Source organism: Actinoplanes sp. ATCC 53533, from assembly GCF_003947245.1.
Map to the genome: position 1 here is coordinate 1 of NZ_QHHV01000015.1, position 17,264 is coordinate 17,264.

At 69.9% G+C, this 17,264-nt stretch carries 14 protein-coding genes; 9 read left to right on the forward strand and 5 right to left on the reverse strand.

What is annotated here, in order from left to right; genetic code table 11:
* A partial coding sequence (locus DMB66_RS05540) for a TerC/Alx family metal homeostasis membrane protein (RefSeq protein ID WP_125802920.1) occupies nt 1-808 on the forward strand: 808 nt, incomplete at its 5' end.
* 66 nt (nt 809-874) lie between these two features.
* On the opposite strand, the gene typA is transcribed toward DMB66_RS05540, so the two are convergent.
* Entirely contained in the window at nt 875-2,740 is a 1,866-nt protein-coding gene (typA, locus tag DMB66_RS05545) for a translational GTPase TypA (protein ID WP_125802921.1), read from the reverse strand.
* Nucleotides 2,741-2,900: 160 nt separating this feature from the next.
* Between typA and DMB66_RS05550 the strand changes: the two genes are divergently transcribed.
* Together DMB66_RS05550 and DMB66_RS05555 are read left to right on the forward strand one after the other, a co-directional pair.
* A complete protein-coding gene (locus DMB66_RS05550; RefSeq protein ID WP_125802922.1) occupies nt 2,901-3,692 on the forward strand; it encodes a lytic transglycosylase domain-containing protein in 792 nt (263 codons plus the stop codon).
* Nucleotides 3,693-3,875: 183 nt separating this feature from the next.
* On the forward strand, nt 3,876-4,301 hold the full coding sequence (locus DMB66_RS05555) for an uL11 family ribosomal protein (RefSeq protein WP_125802923.1): 426 nt from the start codon (nt 3,876-3,878) through the stop codon (nt 4,299-4,301).
* Between the two features lie 53 nt (nt 4,302-4,354).
* Here the strand turns inward: DMB66_RS05555 and DMB66_RS05560 are convergent, their stop codons facing one another.
* Entirely contained in the window at nt 4,355-4,963 is a 609-nt protein-coding gene (locus tag DMB66_RS05560; protein ID WP_233624327.1) for an ATP-dependent Clp protease proteolytic subunit, read from the reverse strand.
* Nucleotides 4,964-5,113: 150 nt separating this feature from the next.
* Between DMB66_RS05560 and DMB66_RS05565 the strand changes: the two genes are divergently transcribed.
* Nucleotides 5,114-5,728, forward strand: coding sequence for a cysteine hydrolase (locus DMB66_RS05565; protein WP_125802925.1), 615 nt, complete (start codon nt 5,114-5,116; stop codon nt 5,726-5,728).
* A 3-nt stretch (nt 5,729-5,731) separates the two neighbouring features.
* Here the strand turns inward: DMB66_RS05565 and DMB66_RS05570 are convergent, their stop codons facing one another.
* The 3 genes from DMB66_RS05570 to DMB66_RS05580 all read right to left on the reverse strand — a co-directional run bounded on the left by DMB66_RS05570 (nt 5,732) and on the right by DMB66_RS05580 (nt 7,599).
* Nucleotides 5,732-6,172 (reverse strand): AAA family ATPase, encoded by a 441-nt coding sequence (locus tag DMB66_RS05570; protein ID WP_125802926.1) that lies wholly within the window; start codon nt 6,170-6,172, stop codon nt 5,732-5,734.
* A 72-nt stretch (nt 6,173-6,244) separates the two neighbouring features.
* Complete coding sequence (locus tag DMB66_RS05575; protein ID WP_125802927.1) at nt 6,245-6,898, reverse strand: MBL fold metallo-hydrolase; 654 nt, start codon at nt 6,896-6,898, stop codon at nt 6,245-6,247.
* Nucleotides 6,899-6,900: 2 nt separating this feature from the next.
* Nucleotides 6,901-7,599 (reverse strand): maleylpyruvate isomerase family mycothiol-dependent enzyme, encoded by a 699-nt coding sequence (locus DMB66_RS05580; protein WP_125802928.1) that lies wholly within the window; start codon nt 7,597-7,599, stop codon nt 6,901-6,903.
* Between the two features lie 188 nt (nt 7,600-7,787).
* Between DMB66_RS05580 and rsgA the strand changes: the two genes are divergently transcribed.
* The 5 genes from rsgA (at nt 7,788) to uvrC (ending at nt 17,063) form a co-directional block, all read left to right on the forward strand.
* Nucleotides 7,788-8,828: a ribosome small subunit-dependent GTPase A gene (gene rsgA / locus DMB66_RS05585; RefSeq protein WP_125802929.1), complete on the forward strand. Its 1,041-nt coding sequence runs from the start codon at nt 7,788-7,790 to the stop codon at nt 8,826-8,828.
* Nucleotides 8,829-8,850: 22 nt separating this feature from the next.
* A complete protein-coding gene (locus tag DMB66_RS05590) occupies nt 8,851-10,644 on the forward strand; it encodes a hypothetical protein (protein WP_125802930.1) in 1,794 nt (597 codons plus the stop codon).
* Between the two features lie 110 nt (nt 10,645-10,754).
* Entirely contained in the window at nt 10,755-13,712 is a 2,958-nt protein-coding gene (uvrA, locus tag DMB66_RS05595; protein WP_125802931.1) for an excinuclease ABC subunit UvrA, read from the forward strand.
* A gap of 208 nt (nt 13,713-13,920) precedes the next feature.
* Nucleotides 13,921-14,475, forward strand: coding sequence for a Rieske (2Fe-2S) protein (locus tag DMB66_RS05600; RefSeq protein ID WP_125802932.1), 555 nt, complete (start codon nt 13,921-13,923; stop codon nt 14,473-14,475).
* A 149-nt stretch (nt 14,476-14,624) separates the two neighbouring features.
* A complete protein-coding gene (gene uvrC / locus DMB66_RS63500; RefSeq protein ID WP_233624328.1) occupies nt 14,625-17,063 on the forward strand; it encodes an excinuclease ABC subunit UvrC in 2,439 nt (812 codons plus the stop codon).
* The last annotated feature ends 201 nt before the right edge of the window (nt 17,064-17,264 follow it).

A 17,264-nucleotide genomic window follows, 5' to 3' on the forward strand; every position in this document is an offset into this window, starting at 1 on the left:
GTCCGCCGGTGAGTTCTATACGGGCTGGCTGACCGAGTACAGCCTCTCCGTCGACAACCTCTTCGTCTTCGTGATCATCATGGCGCGCTTCGCCGTGCCGCGGCAGTTCCAGCAGAAGGTGCTGCTCATCGGCATCGTGCTGGCACTTCTCATGCGTGGTGCCTTCATCGCCGCCGGCGCCGCGCTGATCTCGCAGTTCTCCTGGGTCTTCTACATCTTCGGTGCGTTCCTGGTCTACACCGCCATCTCCCTGCTCAAGCAGGGCGAGAACGACGAGGACGACTTCAAGGAGAACATCCTCATCCGGTGGAGCAAGCGCGCGCTGCCGATCTCGTCGTCGTTCGACAGCGGCAAGATGACCGTCATGACCGAGGCCGGCAAGCGGCTGTTCACGCCGATGCTCATCGTCATGATCGCGATCGGCACCACCGACCTGATCTTCGCGCTCGACTCCATCCCGGCAATCTTCGGTATCACGAAGGAGCCGTACCTGGTCTTCACCGCGAACGTCTTCGCCCTGATGGGCCTGCGTCAGCTGTACTTCCTGCTGGGCGGGCTGCTGGAGCGGCTGGTCTACCTCAACATCGGCCTGGCGTTCGTGCTCGCCTTCATCGGTGTGAAGCTGTTCCTGGAGGCCCTGCACAGCAACGCGCTGAGCTTCATCAACGGTGGCGACGGCGTGTCCTGGGCGCCGGAGATTCCGATCTGGTTGTCGCTGCTGGTCATCCTCGGCACGCTGGGCGCCGCCACGGTAGCGAGCCTGGTGAAGTCGTCCCGGGACAAGAAAAAGGAACTGGTCAAGGCCTGAGCAAGACAGCCAAAAGCGGGGGTACGGGAGCGCGACTGCGCTCCCGTACCCCCGCTCTTTGGTTTGTCAGCCCTGGTGCTTGCGGCGGGCAGCGGCCCGGCCGCGGACCTGCTGGTCGAGCACGACCTTGCGGATGCGCACGGCGGCCGGGGTGACCTCGACGCACTCGTCCTCGCGGCAGAACTCGAGGGCCTGCTCCAGCGACAGCTTGCGCGGCGGGATCAGCTTCTCGGTCTCGTCGGAGGTCGACTGACGCATGTTCGTCAGCTTCTTCTCCTTGGTGATGTTGACGTCCATGTCGTCCATCCGCGAGTTCTCGCCGACGATCATGCCCTCGTAGACCTCGGTGGTCGGGTCGACGAAGAGCTGGCCACGCTCCTGCAGGTTGGTCATCGCGAAGGCCGTCACCACGCCGGCCCGGTCCGCCACCAGCGAGCCGTTCTGCCGGGTGCGCAGCTCGCCGAACCACGGCTCGTAGGCCTCGAAGATGTGGTGCATGATGCCGGTGCCGCGGGTCTCGGTGAGGAACTCGGTCCGGAAGCCGATCAGGGCGCGGGCCGGGACCAGCCACTCCATCCGCAGCCAGCCGGTGCCGTGGTTGATCAGCTCTTCCATCCGGCCCTTGCGGGTGGACAGCAGGGTGGTGATGGCGCCCATGTATTCGTCGGGGGAGTCGATGGTGAGGCGCTCGACCGGCTCGTGGGTCTTGCCGTCGATCTGCTTGGTGACCACCTGCGGCTTGCCCACGGTCAGCTCGTAGGACTCGCGGCGCATCTGCTCGACCAGGATGGCCAGGGCGAGCTCGCCGCGGCCCTGCACCTCCCAGGCGTCCGGGCGCTCGGTCGGCAGGATGCGCAGCGAGACGTTACCGACCATCTCGCGTTCGAGCCGGTCCTTGACCATGCGGGCGGTCACCTTGCCGCCCTTGACCTTGCCGACCAGCGGCGAGGTGTTGGTGCCCAGCACCATGGAGATGGCCGGCTCGTCGACGCTGATCAACGGCAGCGGGATCGGATTTTCCGCGTCGGCCAGGGTCTCGCCGATCATGATCTCGGCGATGCCGGCGACCGCCATGATGTCGCCGGGGCCGGCGCTCTCGGCGGGCTTGCGCTCCAGGCCCTCGGTGATCAGCAGCTCGGAGATGCGCACGCTGCTGATCGTGCCGTCGGTCCGGCACCAGGCCACGGTCTGGCCCTTGCGGATCGTGCCCTCGTGCACCCGGCACAGCGCGAGCCGGCCGAGGAAGTTGGAGGCGTCGAGGTTGACGACGTGCGCCTGCAGCGGCGCGCCCTCGGTGTAGGTCGGCGCGGGGATGGTCTTGAGGATCGTGTCGAACAACACCTCGAGATCGGTCGCGTCCTCGGGGACAGTGCCGTCCTTGGGCTGGGTCAGCGAGGCGACGCCGTCGCGGGCGCAGGCGTAGACGATCGGGAACTCGATCTGGTGCTCGTCGGCGTCGAGGTCGAGGAAGAGCTCGTACGTCTCGTCGACGACCTCCTTGATCCGGGCGTCGGGGCGGTCGACCTTGTTGATGATCAGGATGATCGGGAGCTTGGCGTGCAGGGCCTTGCGCAGCACGAAGCGCGTCTGCGGCAGCGGGCCCTCGCTGGCATCGACCAGCAGGGCGACGCCGTCGACCATGGTGAGGCCGCGCTCGACCTCACCGCCGAAGTCGGCGTGACCGGGGGTGTCGATGATGTTGATGGTGACGGGCTCGCCGTCGGCGGGCTTGTAGCTGATCGCCGTGTTCTTGGCGAGAATGGTGATGCCCTTTTCCCGCTCCAGGTCCATGGAGTCCATGGCGCGGTCGGCCATCTCGCCCCGCGCGTGGGACTGGCTCCCCTGGCGCAGCATGGCGTCGACCAGGGTGGTCTTGCCATGGTCGACGTGGGCGATGATGGCGACGTTGCGTAGGTCGGTGCGGGTCTGCATACCACCATTGTCCCCGGTCTTTGTTGCGGCGACCTTCCGGGGTCACAACCCGGAGGCGGTTGTGGACCTCGTCCCTCATGTCCCTTTTGAGGGGCGGCACAGGGTGCGACCCGCTGCTAGCGTTCGGGCGTCTTGTCGGGCACCGGGAAGGACGTCGTCGATGAATCGCAGGCTCCAGGTGATCGTCGCGGCGCTGGTCGGAGTCCTGGTGGTGGCCGGCTGCGGGCTCGGCGGCACGAGCGAGGAGCCGGTCCCGGTGGCGGCGCAGCCGTCGGCCTCCGAGCCGGAGAACATCGTCGACCCGGTGCTCGAGACCGAGGAGCCCGACCCGGAGGCGACCACGGCGAAGCCGAAGCCGTCGAAGAGCAAGGCCAAGCCCAAGGCCACCCCGACCGAGGACCCGAACAACTTCCAGCTGCCGGAGTGCGCGCGCCGCGAGGGCAAGCAGGTCTCGAAGGCCAAGGCGAAGGCGGCGTTGCGGGCGGCGGCGGCGAAGAAATACTGGCCGAAGTCGGCTCCCAAGCTCACGGTGCCGAGCCGGCTGGTGCTCACCACGGCGTGGCACGAGAGCGGCTGGCAGTCGGACATCGTCAACTGCGACGGCGGCCGGGGGCTCATGCAGGTGATGCCGGACACCGAGGCCTTCATCAACCAGCGCTTCGAGCAGTCGTACGCGAGCACCGACTACAAGCAGAACGCGGTGCTCGGCGCCAACTACCTGGCCTGGCTGACCAAGGCGTTCGGGGACGCTTACTTCAAGGGCAAGTACGACCTGAGCGCCGCCAAGTGCAAGTCCCACTCGAGCATGTGCCTGCTCAACATGGTGATCGCGGGCTACAACGTCGGTCGCCAGCCGGTGGACGACGGGTTTGCGAGCAAGCAGCTGCCGAACCCTCAGTACGTGGATGTCGTGCGTTCGCTGATGAAGTCCTGCTACTGCGACCGCTACTAGGGCGACCGGTCGTCAAGGGCCGCAGCGGCCCAGCTACACTAGTCGGCGGTACCCGAGACTGTGCCCCGCTGCTTTGACCCAAGAACGAGCGCGGGAGTAAGGTCTCGGGGTTGTCGTGCGTTGATGATGCTGGCGAGCTCCTGACTTTGGCCCGTGCAGCACACACTAAGGAGCTTTTGCGTAATGCCGCCCAAGAAGAAGACCCATGAGGTAACCCTCGCGCTTGAGGCGGGTAACGCCGCGATGGTCGACCTCGGCAAGATGCTCGGCCCGACCGGTGCCAACATGCGTGCGGTCAAGGTCGAGTACGACGAGGCGACGTCGAAGTCGCGTGGCGAGATCATCCCGGTCGTCGTCACGGTCTTCGAGGACCGCAGCCACCAGCTCGTCTACAAGACGCCGCCGACGAGCTTCCTGATCCGCAAGGCTCTGGGCATCCAGTCGGGCGCGGCCAACCCGCTGACCCAGACGGTGGGCACGCTCAGCGCCGACCAGATCAAGCAGATCGCCGAGCGCAAGCTCCCCGACCTGAACGCGAACGACGTCGACGCCGCGATCAAGGTCGTCGCCGGCACCGCGCGCTCGATGGGCGTCAAGGTAGCCGAGTAAGTCTCGTAAGCGCTTGAACGGCGCGGGCCCCCACACCGGGGCCCGCGCCGTTTTCATGCCCCCTTGCCGATGATCTCGTCGATGAGCCCGTAGTCGCGGGCCTCGGCCGAGCTCAGGACGCGCCCGGTGGACAGGTCGTCCTCGATCCGGCTGCGCGACTGGCCGGTCACCTCGACCAGGCGCAGCACGACCTCCTCCAGCTCGCGCAGGTGCTGCCCGGCGGCCGCGGCCACCTCGTCGGCGGTGCCGGTGACCCCGGCCGCCCGGGGCTCGGCCAGCTTGAACCGGGCATGCCGGTATGCCGAGCGCCGCTCGGCCGCGGCCAGCACCGCCAGCACGGCCCCGCCGGCCTCGGAGGTGACGACGGCGTGCACCGGAGCGGCCATCGCGTCCATCACGTCGATGACGGCGTGGGCGGCGTTCAGGTCACCGCCGGAGCTGGCCACGTGCAGCTGGATCGTCTCCGGGCCGGCGGCGTCGAGGGTGAGCAGGGCGGCGGCGATCCCCGAGGCGGCCTGCCCGGTGAGCGGGCCACGGATCATGACGATGCGCTGGTCGAAGAGGCGCTCCTCGAGCCAGCCGGGGAGGGCGGGCCCGCCGCCCGGCCACGGCTCGGAGGGGGGAGGAGGGCTGGAGGGCTGCCATCGCAGATCGGGTGTCACCGGGCCTCCGAGCGTCGAGGGGTGTTCCGAGTCTAGGTACGCGCGCACCGGATGGGGGAACCGTTCAGCCGTGGGCGGACGGCGCATTGCCCGGGGGTGGCCGGGATGCTTGCATAGAGTTATGTGACCCACCACACACCGGGAGATGCGATGACCGAGCCGCTGCAGCTTGACCCCGCCAGTACGGCGATCGTGCTGATCGAGTACCAGAACGAGTTCGTCTCGGACGGCGGGGCCCTGCACAACGCCGTCGCGCCGGTGATGGAGAAGACCGACATGCTGGCCAACACGGTCGCCCTGGTCGACGCCGCGCGGGCGGCCGGCGTGACGATCATGCACGCGCCGATCACGTTCGCGCCCGGCTACGGCGAGCTGTCGCGGCACCCGTACGGGATCCTCAAGGGGGTGGTGGACGGCAACGCGTTCGTGAAGGGCACCTGGGGCGCGGCGATCGTCGACGACCTGACGCCCGCCGAGGGCGACATCCTCATCGAGGGCAAGCGCGGCCTGGACACCTTCGCCAGCACGAACCTCGACTTCATCCTGCGCGGGCGTGGCATCTCCACGGTGATCCTGGCCGGCTTCCTGACCAACTGCTGCGTCGAGTCCACGATGCGCAGTGCGTACGAGAACGGTTACCGGGTCATCACGCTGACCGACTGCACCGCGGCGACCTCGGCCGAGGAGCACGACAACGCCATCGCGTACGACTTCCCGATGTTCTCGCTGCCGATGGAGTCGGGCCAGGTCACCGCAGTTCTCTAGGGGTCATGGCTCGAGGCGCCATAGCGCGTCGAGCGGCACCGCTCGGATCTTGTCGCCGAACGGGAGAGTCTGCTGCCCTGTGTAGAGGACGTAGCCGGCGACGAAACGCTCGCCGAGTGTCCGACGAACCGCTTCGGGAAAGCCTCCGATCACCACGCGTTCCAGGTAGTCCTTTCGGCGCCAATCGGAGGAGTGGTCCACCCGCGGACCGTGGTGGAACGCGGCGTCGACGAACCGGTCGGGGCCGCCGCTCATCTCGCCTTGGGAGAAAGGCCAGAGTTCGATGATCTCCATGCGGCCCGGAAGGGCATCGGGAAGCGCCCGGAGGGCCAGGACCCGGGACGAGCCGGTGAGAAGAAACCTTCCTGGCGTGGGGTCGAGATCGACCTTGACTTTGATCGGCCGCAGCAACTCGGGGACAAGTTGGATCTCGTCGATCACCATGAGTCCGTCGTGGTCATTTGGCCGCCATCCGTGTGGTCACCTGGCCGCTGTTTCGGTGGTCATCTGGCCGGATCACCAGCCGCGTTCGCGCCACTCGGCGACGTGCGGGCGCTCGGCACCGAGCGTCGAGTCCTTGCCGTGGCCCGGGTAGAACCAGGTGTCGTCGCCCAGGCGCCCGAACAGCTTGGTCTCCACGTCGCCGATCAGGGACGCGAAGTTCTTCTTGTCGCCGCGGGTGTTGCCGACGCCGCCCGGGAACAGGCTGTCGCCGGTCCACAGGTGGGCGATGCCGTCCGGCTCGCGGTAGAGCAGCACGATTGAGCCGGGCGTGTGCCCGACCACGTGGATCACCTCCAGCGTGCAGTCACCCACCGCGATCGTGTCGCCGTCACGGACCGTTTCGGTCACCACCGGGATCGCCTCGGCGTCGTCGGCGCCGGCGATCGATGCCGCGCCGGTCGCCTTGACGACCTGCTGCAGGGCGCCGGTGTGGTCGGGGTGGCGGTGGGTGGTCACCACCGCCGACAGCCCGGCCGGGCCGATCAGCGTCAGCAGGGTGTCGGCGTCGTTGGCGGCGTCGATCAGCACCTGCGTGCCGTCGGCGCGGCAGGTCAGCAGGTAGGCGTTGTTGTCCATCGGGCCCACCGACACCTTGCGGACGGTGAGGCCGTTGAGCTCGCGGACCGCTGGCTCGCCGCCGCGGGTCACTTCTCCGGTGTATGCCATGGTCATTTCCACCTCGGTGGCTCGGGCAGGTCGCCGGGCGGCGACACGGTGAGGTCGGCGCCGTCGGCGCGGCCGGACAGCCACGCCGCGATCGAGCGGGCCGGGCCGCTGACCTCCGGGGCGCCGTCCGGGTCGCCGATGGTCAGCGTGTGTTCCAGGCCCCGCGGCCGGAGCACCAGGTCGAAGTCCTGGAAGCCGCCGACGATCTCGCGCAGCAGCCGCAGCGCGAAGGCGTCCGGCCAGTCCGCGGGGGTGTATTCCCGGCCCAGGTCGACGTGGTGCACCTCCACCTCGCGCAGCCGGGCCCACGGCACCGCCGCCGCGGAGGCGCCGGTCGGTGCCAGGTAGAACGTCCATGCCTCGGCCGGCATCGCCGCGGCCGCGTCGGCGAAGCGTTCGTGCGCCTGGCGGATGTCGGCGATCTGGTCGGCCAGCGGCCGGTCCGCGCCGGCGTCGATGCCGTCCACGCGGGCCGCCGGCGAGGCATAGGCCGGCGTCTCCACGCCGGTGCGGGCCCAGGTCAGCAGGTTGGTGTAGGCGTCGGCGTTGCGGGCCACGTGGGTCAGGACGTGGCCGACGGTCCAGCCGGGCAGGGCCGACGGCGCGCGCACCGCGCCGTCGTCCAGGGCCTCGGCGGTACGGATCAGACGTTCGGTGGCCTGATCAACGTCGGTCATCAGCACAAGCGGGTCAACCGTCACGCAGAAACCCTAGCGTCGGAATTCGCTTTCGTGGCCGTAGCGGCGTCCGTACCGTCGGTGCAGACGCGCCAGACGATCGTGGAGGGGGTGGGAATCGTGCTGCTCGTCGTTCGTGCGTTCCGGCTTCGCCCGGAGGCCACCGCCTGACCCCGGTCGGGCGCGGCCTCCTTTCACCCTAAGGGTTCCTCATGTCTGACCTGTCCGCGCTGGGCTGGAACGAGACACTCGCCTCCGCCTATCGAACCTTCGACCGTCCCGACGCCACCCCGGCCCGCGTGCTGCGCGCCGACCGTGGGGTCTGCACCGTTCTTGATCCATCCGGGGTCACCCGGGCCAGCCTGGCCGGCAGCGTGCTGCTCGGCGCCGCCCACGACCCCGCCAATCTGCCCTGCGCCGGTGACTGGGTGGTGCTGCGGCGCTGGCCGGACCGGCGTACCACCGTCGACTGTGTCCTGCCGCGGCGCACCGCGCTGATCCGCCGTACCGCGGACAAGGACTCCGCCGGCCAGGTCCTGGCCGCCAACATGGACGCCGTCGCGGTCGTCGAGCCGATGCACCCGGAGCCCGACGACGCCCGCCTCGAACGCCTGCTTGCGCTGGCCTGGGAGTCCGGAGCGCAACCGGTGATCGTGCTGACCAAGAGCGACACCGCGAGCGACCCGCAGGCGGTCGCGCGCCAGCTCGCCGGGCTGGCGCCGGGGGTACGGGTACTGCCGGTCAGCGTGCACCAGGGTACCGGCCTGGAGGCGTTGCGTTCCTACGTCGCGCCCGGCCGCACGCTGGCGTTGCTGGGCCGTTCCGGGGCCGGCAAGTCGTCGCTGGTCAACGCGCTGGCGGGGACGGACGTGATGGGGATCCAGGAGATCCGGCGCGCCGACGGCAAAGGCCGGCACACGACCGCGTACCGGAATCTGGTGTTGATCCCCGGCGGGGGAGCCGTCCTGGACACGCCCGGCATCCGCGGGGTGGGCCTGCTCGACACCGCCGTGGGTCTCGACCGGGCCTTCGCCGACGTGGCCGCGCTCGCCGCGCGCTGTCGCTTCGGTGATTGTGGTCACGACGGCGAGCCCGGCTGCGCGGTGGCCGTCGCGCTGGCCGACGGGACGCTGCAGCCGCGCCGCCTGGAGAACTGGCGCAGGCTGCACCGCGAGGTCGCCGTCGAGAGCGGGCGGCGGGCCGCCCGGCTGGCGCAGGCCGCCGGGGAGTCCCGGCACAAACCGCACCGCTGACCGCCTCTGGCACAATTCACCGGTGCCCGCGGTGGAAGAGGTCCTGGACGAGCCCGACCTCTCGGTCGCGGCGGTGCCCGCGCCTGCGCGCCGCCGCCCCGACCTGTGGGCGTCGATCAGCTATCTCGCGCTCGCCGTGCTGGTGCTGATCCAGCTCTGGATCAGCCCGGCCGGCCGGGTGCTGTCGCACAACGACGACGACCACGGCTTCTTCGCCTTCGTGCTGGCGCACGGCGAGCGAGTCGTCTTCCACGGGGCGAATCCGCTGTTCAGCGACCGGATGAACGTGCCGGACGGCGTCAACATGATGGCCAACACCACGGTGCTGGGGCTGAGCGTGCCGATGGCGCCGGTCACCCACTGGCTCGGCGTGGGCGTCTCGGTCGTGCTGCTGCTCACTCTCGGTCTCGCGGGTACGGCGTTCGCCTGGTACTGGGTGCTGTCGCGGCATCTGGTCGAGGGCCGGCTCGCCGCCTGGATCGGCGGGCTGTGGTGCGGGTTCGCGCCGACGATGGTGTCGCACGCCAACGGGCACATCAACTTCGTCTCGCAGTTCCTGGTCCCGTTCATCGTCTGGCAGGTGCTGCGGCTGCGCGAGCCCGGCCGGGCCGTGCGCGGCGGGATCGCGCTCGGGCTGCTGGTGGTGCTGCAGGTCTTCATCAACGAGGAGACCCTGCTGTTCACCGCGCTGACGCTGGGCGTGTTCGTGATCGCGTACGCGGCCCTGGAGTGGGACACCGTGGCCGGCGTCGCGCGCCGGTTCCTCGCCGGGCTGGGTGTGGCGGTTGTCACCGCGCTGGTGCCGCTGGCGTACCCGCTGTGGTTCCAGTTCGCCGGGCCGCAGAGTTACAGCGGGCAGCCGTTCGAGCCGGGCAAGTTCGTCACCGACCTGCTCTCGCTGGGCGCGTACGCCCGGCAGTCGCTGGCCGGCAACGCGGCGATCGCCCGGTCGCTGAGCGTCAGCCCGACCGAGGACAACACGTTCTTCGGCGTACCGCTGCTGGTGATGCTCGTCATCTCCGTCGCGCTGCTGTGGCGCAACCTGGCCGCCCGGGCCGCCGCGATCGCCGGCCTGGTCCTGCTGGTCATGTCGATGGGCCCCGAGCTGCGCGTCGGCGGCTACGACACCGGCATTCCGCTGCCGTTCGCGCTGATCGCCCACGTGCCGGTGATCGACCTGGTCAGCGTCACCCGGTTCGCGATGGTCCCGGCGACGATCATCGGCGTGCTGCTCGCGCTCGCCGCCGACCGGGCGCCGCTGCTGAGCCGGCGCCGGCGGATCGCGTTCTGGATCGGCCTGGCCGTGGCGATCGTGCCGGTGCTGCCCAAGCCGCTGCCGGTGGTCGCCGCCGAGCCGCTGCCGCCGTTCATCGCCCAGCAGATGTGGCGGGGGTACGTCAGCGACGACCGCACCCTGGTCACCGTGCCGTTGCCCGAGGTCACCACCGGCCGGACCGGGATGCGGTGGTTCGCGCTGTCCGGGCTCGACTACACCGTTCCGCGCGGCTACTTCATGGGCCCGGCGAACCCGCCGCTGAACCGGACCGGCTCCTGGAACGCCGCGCCCCGGCCTACCGCCGACCTGTTACGCCTCGCGGGGGCGTACGGTCGGAGGCCGGTGGTCACGGACGCCGACCGGCGTGCCGCGGTCACCGACCTGACCTACTGGCGGGCCGCGGTGGTGGTGCTCGTGCCGGGGACGCCGAATGCCGACGTTCTGGAGAGCATGCTCACCGACCTGCTCGGGAAGTCTCCGCAGCAGGTCGGCGGAGTGCGGCTGTGGGATGTCCGGGACGTCGTTCCCCCCTCAGAGTGACGGGAATGCCGGTCCGGTCCCCGGCGCTGTAGCTCGCTGGCGGAAAACTTGTCGTACCCCGCGGCTAGGGTGGCGGCGCCCATTGTCTTGACGTTACGGAGTGGCTGGCTGTGGCCGACCGACTGATCATTCGCGGCGCGCGGGAGCACAACCTGCGCGACGTCAACCTCGACCTGCCCCGCGACGCGATGATCGTGTTCACCGGTCTCAGCGGCTCGGGCAAGTCCAGCCTCGCCTTCGACACGATCTTCGCGGAGGGCCAGCGGCGATACGTGGAGTCACTGTCGTCCTACGCGCGGCAGTTCCTCGGCCAGATGGACAAACCCGACGTGGACTTCATCGAGGGCCTGTCCCCGGCCGTCTCGATCGACCAGAAGTCGACGTCGCGCAACCCCCGCTCGACCGTCGGCACGATCACCGAGGTCTACGACTACCTGCGGCTGCTCTTCGCGCGCACCGGCACCCCGCACTGCCCGATCTGCGGCGAGCGGATCAGCAAGCAGTCCCCGCAGCAGATCGTCGACCGCGTCCTGGCGATGCCCGAGGGCACCCGCTTCATGGTGCTCGCGCCGGTCATCCGCGGCCGCAAGGGTGAGTATGTCGACCTCTTCGCCGAGCTGCAGGCCAAGGGCTACGCCCGGGCCCGGGTCGACGGCGTGGTGCACCCGCTGGCCGAGCCGCCGAAGCTCAAGAAGCAGGAAAAGCACACCATCGAGGTGGTCGTCGACCGGCTCTCGGTGAAGGCGAGCAGCAAGCAGCGCCTGACCGACTCGGTGGAGGCGACCCTGGGGTTGTCCGGCGGCATCGTGCTGCTCGACTTCGTGGATCTGCCCGAGGACGACCCGGGCCGGGAGCGCCGGTTCTCCGAGCACCTGGCCTGCCCGAACGATCACCCGCTGGCGATCGAGGATCTGGAGCCGCGGGTCTTCTCCTTCAACGCGCCCTACGGCGCCTGCCCGGAATGCACCGGCCTGGGCACCAAGAAGGAGGTCGACCCGGAGCTGCTCGTCCCGGACGAGGAGCGCAGCCTGCGCGAGGGCGCGATCCAGCCCTGGTCCGGCGGCACCACCCTGGAATACTTCCTGCGCCTGCTGGAGGCCCTGGCCAACGCCGAGAAGTTCAGCATCGACACCCCCTGGCGGCAGCTGCCGAGCCGGGCGCAGAAGACGATCCTGTACGGCTCCGAGGACCAGGTCCACGTCCGCTACCGCAACAAGTACGGCCGCGAGCGCTCCTACTACACCGGCTTCGAGGGCGTGGTGCAGTGGATCGAGCGCCGCCACGGCGACACCGAGAGCGACTGGTCGCGCGACAAGTACGAGGGCTACATGCGCGACATCCCGTGCCCGGCCTGCGGCGGCGCCCGGCTCAAGCCGGAGGTCCTGGCGGTCACGATCGCGGGCAAGAGCATCGCCGAGGTCTGCAACTTGTCCGTCGGCGAGTGCGCCGAGTTGCTGGCCTCCATCGAGCTCACCGACCGCGAGTCGATGATCGCCGAGCGGGTCCTCAAGGAGATCAACGCCCGGCTGCGCTTCCTGGTCGACGTGGGCCTGGACTACCTGTCGCTGGACCGCGGCGCCGGCACCCTGTCCGGCGGCGAGGCGCAGCGCATCCGGCTGGCCACCCAGATCGGCTCCGGCCTGGTCGGCGTGCTCTACGTGCTGGACGAGCCGTCGATCGGCCTGCACCAGCGCGACAACCACCGGCTCATCGAGACCCTGGTCCGGCTGCGCAACCTGGGCAACACGCTGATCGTGGTCGAGCACGACGAGGACACCATCCGGACGGCCGACTGGATCGTCGACATCGGCCCCGGCGCCGGCGAGCACGGCGGTCACATCGTGCACAGCGGCTCGGTCAAGGGCCTGCTGGCCAACAAGGAGTCCCCGACGGGTGCCTATCTGTCGGGCCGCAAGAAGATCCCGATGCCGGCCACCCGCCGCCCGCAGGATCCGGCGCGCGAGTTGGTGGTGCAGGGTGCCCGCGAGCACAACCTGCGCGACATCACCGTCGGCTTCCCGCTGGGGCAGTTCATCGCGGTCACCGGGGTCAGCGGCTCCGGCAAGTCGACGCTGGTCAACGACATTCTCTACACCGTGCTGGCAAACCAGATCAACCGCGCCCGGATGGTGCCGGGCCGGCACACCCGGATCACCGGTCTGGAGCACGTCGACAAGGTCGTGGGCGTGGACCAGTCGCCGATCGGCCGCACCCCGCGGTCCAACCCGGCGACCTACACCGGTGTCTTCGACAACGTCCGCAAGCTGTTCGCCGAGACCGTCGAGGCGAAGGTCCGCGGCTACGGTCCCGGCCGGTTCTCGTTCAACGTCAAGGGCGGCCGCTGCGAGAACTGCTCCGGCGACGGCACCATCAAGATCGAGATGAACTTCCTGCCGGACGTCTACGTCCCCTGCGAGGTGTGCAAGGGCGCCCGGTACAACCGGGAGACCCTCGAGGTGCACTACAAGGGCAAGACGATCTCCGAGGTGCTGGAGATGCCGATCGAGGAGGCCGCGTCCTTCTTCGAGCCCATCACGTCGATCCACCGCCACCTCAAGACGCTGGTCGACGTGGGCCTGGGCTATGTGCGCCTGGGCCAGCCGGCCCCGACCCTGTCCGGCGGCGAGGCGCAGCGCGTCAAGCTCGCCTCCGAGCTGCAGAAACGCTCCACCGGCCGGACGGTGTACGTGCTCGACGAGCCCACCACCGGCCTGCACTTCGAAGACATCCGCAAGCTGCTGCTGGTGCTCAACGGCCTGGTCGACAAGGGCAACACGGTCATCACCATCGAACACAACCTCGACGTGATCAAGAACGCCGACTGGCTGATCGACATGGGCCCCGAGGGCGGCAACAAGGGCGGCCTGGTGCTGGCCACCGGCACCCCCGAGGAGATCGCCGACGTCCCGGACAGCCACACCGGGCAATATCTGCGCCCGATGCTCGGCCTCACCGGGGAGCCGGCCGGCGCGGCCGCCGCGATGGCCCGCGCCGCCAAGGCAAACGGCACCCCGAAGGCGGTCGCGAAGCCGCGGGCGACCCGGTCCCGGGCGAAGGCCGCCGTCTGATTGACAGGTAACACACAGCTACCACGGTCCGCCCGCCTCCGACCTGGGGGCGGGCGGTTTCCGCGTCCCCGAAACCCCCGCGAACACGGCATCGGTGCCGAAATTTTTCCGACTGGCCCATGAACCACTTCGCGGATGGCAGCGTATGTACAAGCAACGCCGCGTGACGCAACGCGCGGAACCAGGGGTAGGGAAGGGTTCGGAAGAGATGACTGACGTGCAGACGAGGCCCGAAGCCGAGAACGCCACCGCCCAGCCGGCCTGCGGGGGAGCGGGCTCGTCACGGCGCGTTGTGCTCGCCGGAGCCTCCGCGCTCGGCGTCGGCTGCCTGCTCGCCGCCTGCGGGACCGACACCGCCGGCGCCGGCAGCAACGGCGCCAGCGGCGGCGACTTCAGCAACGATCCCGCGCCGGCCGGCAGCAAGGGCGCCGACACCGGCTCGACCACGGACAGCGGCTCCGGCGACACCGGTAGTGGCGGCGGCAGCGCGCTGGCCCTGGTCGCGGACGTCCCCGAGGGCGGCGGCGTCATCAAGGGCGACTACGTGATCACCCAGCCCGCCGCCGGCACCTTCAAGGCCTTCAGCAAGGTCTGCACCCACCAGGGCTGCGACGTCACCGAGGTCGACGCCGGCGCGATCACCTGCAAGTGCCACAACAGCAAGTTCTCCATCGAGGACGGCGCGCCGACCAGCGGCCCGGCCAAGAAGCCGCTGACCGAGACCAAGGTCAAGGTGGACGGCGACAACATCGTCGCCGCCTGAGTCCAGTTCGCTGGATGAGAGCTGGGGCCGGCCTGATCCTGCCGACATGGCCGGCCCCGACACACTCCGGCCGGAGGCCCGACGCCGTGGCGGCGGCAACGGGCCTCCGGTCGGATAATCATGTCAGGGGTCCGCACTAGTGTTGAGCCGTGCCTGACCCGTCCAGCTACCGGCCGGCGCCCGGGACCATTCCGGACGCTCCCGGTGTCTACCGTTTCCGTGACCCCACCGGCCGCGTCATCTATGTGGGCAAGGCGAAGAGCCTCCGCAGCCGGCTGAATTCCTACTTCGCCGACACGTGGAGCCTGCACGCGCGCACCCAGCAGATGGTCACCACCGCGACCGCCGTCGACTGGGTCACCGTCGGCAGCGAAGTCGAGGCGCTGCAGCTCGAGTTCTCCTGGATCAAGGAGTTCGACCCGCGCTTCAACGTGAAATACCGCGACGACAAGTCGTACCCGTTCCTCGCCGTCACCCTCAACGAGGAATACCCGCGCCTGCAGGTCATGCGCGGCGCCAAGCGCAAGGGCGTGCGCTACTTCGGGCCGTATTCGCACGCCTGGGCCATCCGCGAGACCCTCGACCTGCTGCTGCGGGTCTTCCCGGCCCGCACCTGCTCCACCGGCGTGTTCAAGCGGGCCGGCCAGATCGGTCGCCCGTGCCTGCTCGGCTACATCGGCAAGTGCTCGGCGCCGTGCGTCGGCACGGTCTCCGCCGCGGAGCACCGGGCGATCGTCGACGACTTCTGCGACTTCATGACCGGCCGCACCGACACATTCGTCAAGCGCCTCGAGCGCGACATGATGCGGATGTCCGAGCAGCTCGAGTTCGAGAAGGCGGCCCGTCTGCGCGACGACATCGCCGCGCTGCGCAAGGCCATGGAGAAGCAGACCGTGGTGCTCGGCGACGGCACCGACGCCGACGTCGTGGCCTTCGCCGAGGACCCGCTCGAGGCCGCGGTGCAGGTCTTCCACGTCCGCGACGGCCGCGTCCGCGGCCAGCGCGGCTGGGTCGTGGAAAAGGTCGAGGACCTCACCACGGGAGACCTCGTGCACCACTTCTGCACCCAGGTGTACGGCGACGAGCACGGCGAGAACGACGTCCCGCGCGAGCTGCTGGTGCCCGCCCTGCCGCCGGACGCCGAAGCGCTGGAGAAGTGGCTGACCGAACACCGCGGCAGCCGGGTCAGCCTGCGCGTGCCACAGCGCGGCGACAAGCGCTCCCTGATGGAGACCGTGGCCCGCAACGCCGCCGAGTCCCTGTCCCGGCACAAGCTGCGCCGCGCCGGCGACCTGACCACCCGCAGCAAGGCGCTGGACGAGATCGCCGAGGCGCTGGGCATGGAGACGGCGCCGCTGCGCATCGAGTGCTTCGACGTCTCGCAGATCCAGGGCACCGACGTGGTGGCCAGCATGGTGGTCTTCGAGGACGGCCTGGCCCGCAAGAGCGAATACCGCCGCTTCGCAGTCCGCGGCAACCCGGACGGCTCGGGCACCGACGACCTGGCGGCGATGAGCGAGGTGATGCGGCGCCGCTTCGCCCGCTACCGCGCCGAGGGCTCCCCGGGGGTGCCGCTCGGCTCCCCGGCCGGTTCCCCGACCGACATCTTGGTCGACCTCCCGGCCGATTCCTTGGCCGACCCTCCGGCTGATTCCTTGGTCGACCTCCCGGCTGATTCCTTGGCCGACCCTCCGGCCGATTCCTTGGCCGACGTCCCGGCTGGGTTCTCGGTCGGTGCGCCGACCGGTGGCCCGGCTGGCGTCCCGGCCGGCATCCCGGGCGATGGCGTGGCTGGTTTCTCGGCGGATGGCCCAGCTGCTGTTGTTGTCACGGGCGACGGCACGACCGCCGTCGCCCCTAAGGATGGCGATCCGGAGCCGGTGACCCACGAGCTGCCGGGCATCGATCCGCTGACCGGCCGGCCGCGCCGCTTCGCCTACCCACCCAACCTGGTCGTGGTCGACGGCGGCCAGCCGCAGGTCAACGCCGTGGCCGCGGTCATGTCCGACCTCGGCATCACCGACGTGGCGCTGTGCGGCCTGGCCAAGCGCCTGGAGGAGGTGTGGCTGCCGGGCGAGGACTTCCCGGTGATCCTGCCCCGCACCTCCGAGGCGCTCTACCTGCTGCAACGGGTCCGCGACGAGGCACACCGCTTCGCCATCACCTACCACCGGCAGCGGCGGTCCAAGCGCATGACGGCGTCGGCACTGGACAACATCGCGGGGCTGGGGGAGACGCGGCGCAAGGCGCTGCTGCGGCATTTCGGCTCCCTGAAGCGGCTGAGCCAGGCCACCCCGGAAGAGATCACCGAGGTGCCGGGGATCGGCCGGCGCACCGCGGAGGCGGTCCTCGCGGCTCTGGCCGAAACCACCGACACCCCCAAACCCGACAGCCCCCCGGCCGAGAAATCGGTGCCCTCGACCGGCGGCGCGGGCAAGACGAAGCCCGGCGCCAACCGGAATCGCGTGCAGCGCCCACCCACCGCCGACGACACGGCGGCCGCCGCAGGGCCACCGGATGAAGCAGACGACGCCGGTCCCGGCCTCTCGTTCCCCCCGGCTGTGGACGGGGCAGGTCGCCACGAGTGATCCGAAGAATGCGGCGAGGGTGGCCCAGGCTCGGGCCGTGCCTGAGCGTCGAGCGGTCGCTGGGGGCCGGAGCCGGGGTGGCCTGGTTCGGGCGGTGTCCGAGTGTCGAGTGGTGGCTGGGGCCGGAGCCGGGGTGGCCTGGCGCGGGCCGTGCCCGAGCGCCGACCCGTCGCCGGGACGGGAACAGGCCCGGGCGACTCG